Genomic DNA, 5,031 nt, shown 5'->3' on the forward strand with positions numbered 1-5,031 from the left:
ACGCAGCTGGGAACCGTCCGGACGGCACTTCGATAGGCTCAAAGAAATAGCCCGCATTTGATCGAGTGTTGCGACGTTCGCTAGAAAACGCCCAGCTTGTCATGGCCGCCGACACGGGTCGTCAATGCCCAATTGATCGAGTTGTACTGGCACGTTGGCCATGAGATGCTCAGCGAGCAAGAGAGTCAGGGGTGGGGAAGTGGAGTGATCGGTGCGTTGGCTTCGGACCTGCGACTTGAGTTCCCAAGAATGACTGGTCTCTTGCGTAGCAACCTGCAGTACATGCGGGCTTTTGCAGAAACGTGACCACCATGTTCAAATGTTCCACAGGCCGTGGAACATTTGCCGTGCGGTCACGTCCATCTCCTCCTCGTCAAGGTGGACAGCCTGAGCTACGCGACTGGTATGCCGCGGCCGGAGTGGAACACACTTGGTCGCGTAACGTGCTGATGAGCCAGATTATGAACCGCACCCACGAACGAATCGGACCCGCACCCACCAAATTCACGCGGCAGCTGCCCTTGCCGATTGGGAGCTTACGCCGCAGTTAGCAAAAGACCCCTACGTGTCCGACTTCCTCGAGCTCACTGACCAGGTGCCTGGTCGTCTCGCTAGGCGTTACCCACCGGGCGGGTGGAGTCCTGGGCGGTGGGCTTGCGCGGTGTGCGGTTCTCAGCGCTCACCATCCAGGCGTACTGCTCGAGTTTCTCGATGAAGCCGTGCAGGATGTCGGCGCTGGTCGGGTCTTCCTCGTCGACCTCGTCATGCACGGCACGGATGTTGTCGACAGTGGTGTTCAGCAGCACCGTGATGAGAGTCACGGTCTCGGTCGTGTCAACCTCCCCCTCGGGGTATGTCGGCAGGTGCGTGGTCGTTGTCACTGTGCCGGAGCGGCCATCAGGCAGGGCGTCGAGGGCACGCATTCGTTCAGCCAGCTCGTCGGAGAACCGACGGGCGTCGTTGATGATCTCGTCGAGCTGCAGGTGCAGGTCGCGGAAGTTTTTGCCCACCACGCTCCAGTGCGCCTGTTTGCCCTGACTGTGCAGCTCGATCATGTCAACCAGGACCGACTGCAAGTTACTGCCCAGTTGTGCGGATGCCTTCATGGAGTTCCTTTCATCACGAGCGGGAATCAGATCGGCCGAATGATCAGCTGGTGCCGACTATTGAATCGTCCCGGTTTTCATGCCACCGTTCTGTTGGCGGCGTCGTTTTTTACCGGGCCGTTTGTTTCAGCGTAATAGGTGCGGTCGGACTCTTCGGGTGCACGTTCCTGAGGGAGCTGTGCATCCACCCATTGTTGTACCAGTCGAGCCAGCGACAGGTGAGTTCCTCAGCGTCGGTGAGGGCTTTCAACGGCCTCGTCATGGACGGTGAATTTCCGGCGTGGCGGTCATGCTGATCTCTACTTTCAGGAGACCCTCCTTTCACGAGGCCCCATTGTCCGAGAAATTCACCGCAGTCCTGTGCCGAGTGCTGCGGAACGGGTAGCCCCCGGTGAGGTGCAGGACACATGAGAAGCTCCGGGTCTGCCAAGGCGAAGTTCCGGAGTGCTCAGTTCGTGGCTTTAGTCACATGAAACAGTGGTCGTCGCGGGCTTGAGAATGAATCTGAGCTCGGAGGCCTGACTATGGCAGCGTTAGCCGGACCCACCAGGGCAATCTAAGCGGGACCCACTTCGGCTGTTTCGGCGTGTCACGGGCAATTTAAGCGGGACCCACCTCCACCGTGGTCGCAACGTGTTTTCGGTTGCTCAAGGTGGAGGTTCGGATGGAGTCTCGGGTGGAATTGTTCTCACGGATCCGGCGTGATGCGCGCGTGGAAAGCCTGTCAATTCGTGAGTTGGCCCGTCGTCATGGTGTCGGCCGGCCAACTGTGCGGTTGGCTCTCGCGCAAGCAGAACCGCCGTCCCGGAAAACGCGGGTGCGGACGGCGCCCCGGTTGGACGTATTCAAGTGCGTCATCGACGAGATGCTCCGCCAGGACCTCGAGGCCCCACGGAAACAACGTCACACAGCGAGGCGGGTCTTCGCTCGCCTCGCAGATGAACAGGCCGCGACGGAGCTTTCGTATTCAACGGTCCGGAATTATGTCCGTCGCCGGCGCCCAGAGATCGACGCGGAAGCCGGCCGGCTACCCGAGGTCTTTATCCCGCAAGAGCACGCACCGGGCGCGGAGGCGGAGGTTGACTTCGGGGAAGTCTGGGTGGTCCTGGCCGGGGTGAAGACGAAGTGCCACATGTTTACCTTCCGTCTCTCCCACTCCGGGAAGGCAATCCACCGGGTCTATCCGACGCAGGCGCAGGAAGCGTTCCTTGAAGGGCACCTCGACGCGTTCGACGACATCGGTGGTATCCCGACCAGGCACATCCGTTACGACAACCTCACCGACGCGGTCGTGAAAGTCATCTACGGCACTGGCAGGCAGCGCACCGAGAACCAACGGTGGGTGCTGTTCCGTTCCCACTACGGGTTCGACGCGTTCTACTGCCATCCGGGAATTGAGGGCGCTCACGAAAAGGGCGGTGTCGAGGGCGAAGTCGGCCGGTTCCGCCGCACCCACCTCTCTCCGATGCCCGTCGTTGATTCTCTTGCCGACCTCAACAACCAAATCCGGCAGTGGGATCTCGACGATGAGCGCCGCAGAATCAGTGACCGGATCAGGACGGTTGGTCAGGACTTCGCCGTGGAGCGCCCGTTGCTGGCGCCGATCACGCCCGAACGGTTTGAACCAGGATTGTCTCTGACGCCGCGGGTGAGCCGGTCGAGCTTGGTGCGGGTGCGGATGGCGTCCTACTCGGTTCCTGCCCGTTTCATCGGCCGCCCCGTTCGGGTTTCTCTGCGCGCGTCTGAGCTGGTCATCTTCGACGGGCGCGCCGAGATTGCGAGGCATCCCCGGGTCGTTGCCGTGCACGGGCAAAGCGTGAACCTTGACCATTACCTCGAGGTCCTCCGATACAAACCCGGAGCGCTCCCCGGATCAACCGCGTTAGCGAACGCTCGCGCTTCTGGCGCGTTCACCGCCGCTCACGAAGCGTTCTGGGCTGCCGCTCGAAAGACCGACGGTGATGCTGGCGGCACGCGCGCCCTCATCGACGTTCTCTTGCTGCACCGGTCGATGGCCGCCGCGGACGTCATCGCCGGGATCACGGCAGCGCTCACCGTCGGGGCAGTCACAGCCGATGTCGTGGCAGTCGAAGCGCGACGTCATGAAGCGTCGGGTGGGTCCCTGCTGGAGCGTCATCGCGTCGAACACAGTCGTGGTCCCGAGCGACGAGTGGTCAGTCTTACTCAACGTCGCCTCGCTGACCCGGCCGCCGTCATCGCTGGTCTCCCAGTCGACACTCGACCACTTCCCTCGGTCGCCGCTTACGACCAGCTGCTGCGACTACCCGAACGAACCGAATGTGAGGCCGCACCCGCGGCGAAGAAGGGAAGTGTGTCATGACGACTACGACGACCATCACCACCGTTCTGCGCAGGAGAAGGGGTTTGACTGAGGAAGCCGCCAACGCGGCCATCGATCAGGCCTGCCGGAGGCTTCGCCTTCCAACGATCCGCGCCGTCGTGGACGAAGCAACAACCGCGGCCAAGAAGGAGCAGCTCACCTATCAAGGATTTCTCGCCGAGCTCCTCCTAGCCGAATGCGATGACCGCGACCGCCGCTCCTCGGTTCGCCGCGTCAAAGCTGCCGGGTTTCCGAGGGACAAGTGGCTGGGAGACTTCAGCTTCGACGCCAACCCGAACATCAACCCCGCCACCATCAATACCCTCGCCACCGGCGAATGGGTGCGCCGCGGGCAACCCCTCTGCCTCATCGGCGACTCCGGCACCGGGAAAAGCCACCTGCTCATCGCCCTCGGCACCGCAGCTGCGGAGAAAGGATTCCGGGTCAAATACACGCTCGCCACACGCCTGGTCAACGAACTCGTTGAAGCAGCCGATGAGAAGAACCTCGCCCGGACCATCGCCCGCTACGGCCGCGTCGACCTCCTGATGATTGACGAACTCGGCTACATGGAACTCGACCGCCGCGGAGCCGAACTGCTATTCTAAGTCCTCACCGAGCGGGAAGAAAACAACTCCATCGCGATCGCCTCCAACGAATCCTTTTCGGGCTGGACGAAGACGTTCACCGACCCGAGGCTCTGCGCCGCGATCGTGGACCGGCTGACGTTCAACGGCACCATCATCGAAACAGGGACCGACTCCTACCGCCTCGCCCACAGTCGACAGCAACGCGACGGTCAATGACCACGAGACACGAACCCACGTCGCATTTCACCCGACTTTGCACTACAAAACCAGGCTGGATCAGCCCGCATGCTGCGCAGTCGAGGGCCACACACCGTCTTCAGCAAAAGCGGACGCCCAGTAATACGGATTCAGCTCGATCAGGGGCCGACTCGACCACCCGGCCAAGCTGGCAGGGTCATTGACGCCCACTTCGACCCCTGGACCCCACAGAGCGAGCCTCTCCTGACATGCCCCACACGGGGCCAGGACTGTGAAGCCGTCCCCGCCCGGCCCACGGCTCACGCAGATCGACGCGACAATGCGCTGTCCTGCCGCATACGCCTCGCAGATAGGGCCCGTCTCAGCACAAAGATTCATCGCAGCATTGAAGTTGTCGAGAGCGACACCAGTGAGGACTGACCCATCCTCCAAATACACCGCGGCAGCCACCGCCTCAGGCGCATCGGGCCACCGGCGACGCATTTGATCCACTGCACAGTCGAACAGGTCTTGGTCAGCTTCCATCTGATGAGTCTTTCAGAAATCCGAAAACAGACGGTGGGTCCCGCTTAGATTGCCCACCTGGGTCCCAGTTAGGTTGACATAACCAGAGTGCCACCCTGTGGCACTCTGTTCGTCCAGGCATGCCTGATTCAGGCCACACGAGGGGGCTCTTCTCCTCCAATGCGGGTGGAGGCCTTGCAACAACTCGCCAAGCCTGTTAGGTCTGGAGGACACAGCTCAAATCGGGGTGTGGAAAGGGTAAGGCCCATGACTCGTGAGCATCTCTCGGCGG

The 5,031-nt window shown here is 61.6% G+C and carries 4 protein-coding genes and 1 pseudogene; 3 read left to right on the top strand and 2 right to left on the bottom strand.

Annotation, left to right across the window (positions count from 1 at the left end; translation table 11 throughout):
• The first annotated feature begins 96 nt into the window (after positions 1-96).
• The gene (locus IWX77_RS17565) at positions 97-306 is read left to right on the top strand and encodes a DUF1016 N-terminal domain-containing protein (RefSeq protein WP_196845665.1); all 210 of its coding nucleotides are present in this window, start codon (positions 97-99) and stop codon (positions 304-306) included.
• Between the two features lie 305 nt (positions 307-611).
• On the opposite strand, the gene IWX77_RS16665 is transcribed toward IWX77_RS17565, so the two are convergent.
• The gene (locus IWX77_RS16665; RefSeq protein WP_196845666.1) at positions 612-1,106 is read right to left on the bottom strand and encodes a Dps family protein; all 495 of its coding nucleotides are present in this window, start codon (positions 1,104-1,106) and stop codon (positions 612-614) included.
• Between the two features lie 664 nt (positions 1,107-1,770).
• Here IWX77_RS16665 and istA point away from each other — a divergent pair.
• Positions 1,771-3,447 (top strand): IS21 family transposase, encoded by a 1,677-nt coding sequence (gene istA / locus IWX77_RS16670; protein ID WP_196845667.1) that lies wholly within the window; start codon positions 1,771-1,773, stop codon positions 3,445-3,447.
• Positions 3,444-4,253, top strand: a pseudogene (gene istB / locus IWX77_RS16675) (IS21-like element helper ATPase IstB). Before istA ends, istB begins: the two are co-directional and overlap by 4 nt.
• A gap of 60 nt (positions 4,254-4,313) precedes the next feature.
• On the opposite strand, the gene IWX77_RS16680 reads toward istB, so the two are convergent.
• The gene (locus tag IWX77_RS16680) at positions 4,314-4,760 is read right to left on the bottom strand and encodes a cytidine deaminase (RefSeq protein WP_196845668.1); all 447 of its coding nucleotides are present in this window, start codon (positions 4,758-4,760) and stop codon (positions 4,314-4,316) included.
• Between the last annotated feature and the right edge of the window lie 271 nt (positions 4,761-5,031).

Source organism: Cryobacterium sp. CAN_C2 (assembly GCF_015751745.1).
Classification (GTDB): Bacteria; Actinomycetota; Actinomycetes; order Actinomycetales; family Microbacteriaceae; genus Cryobacterium.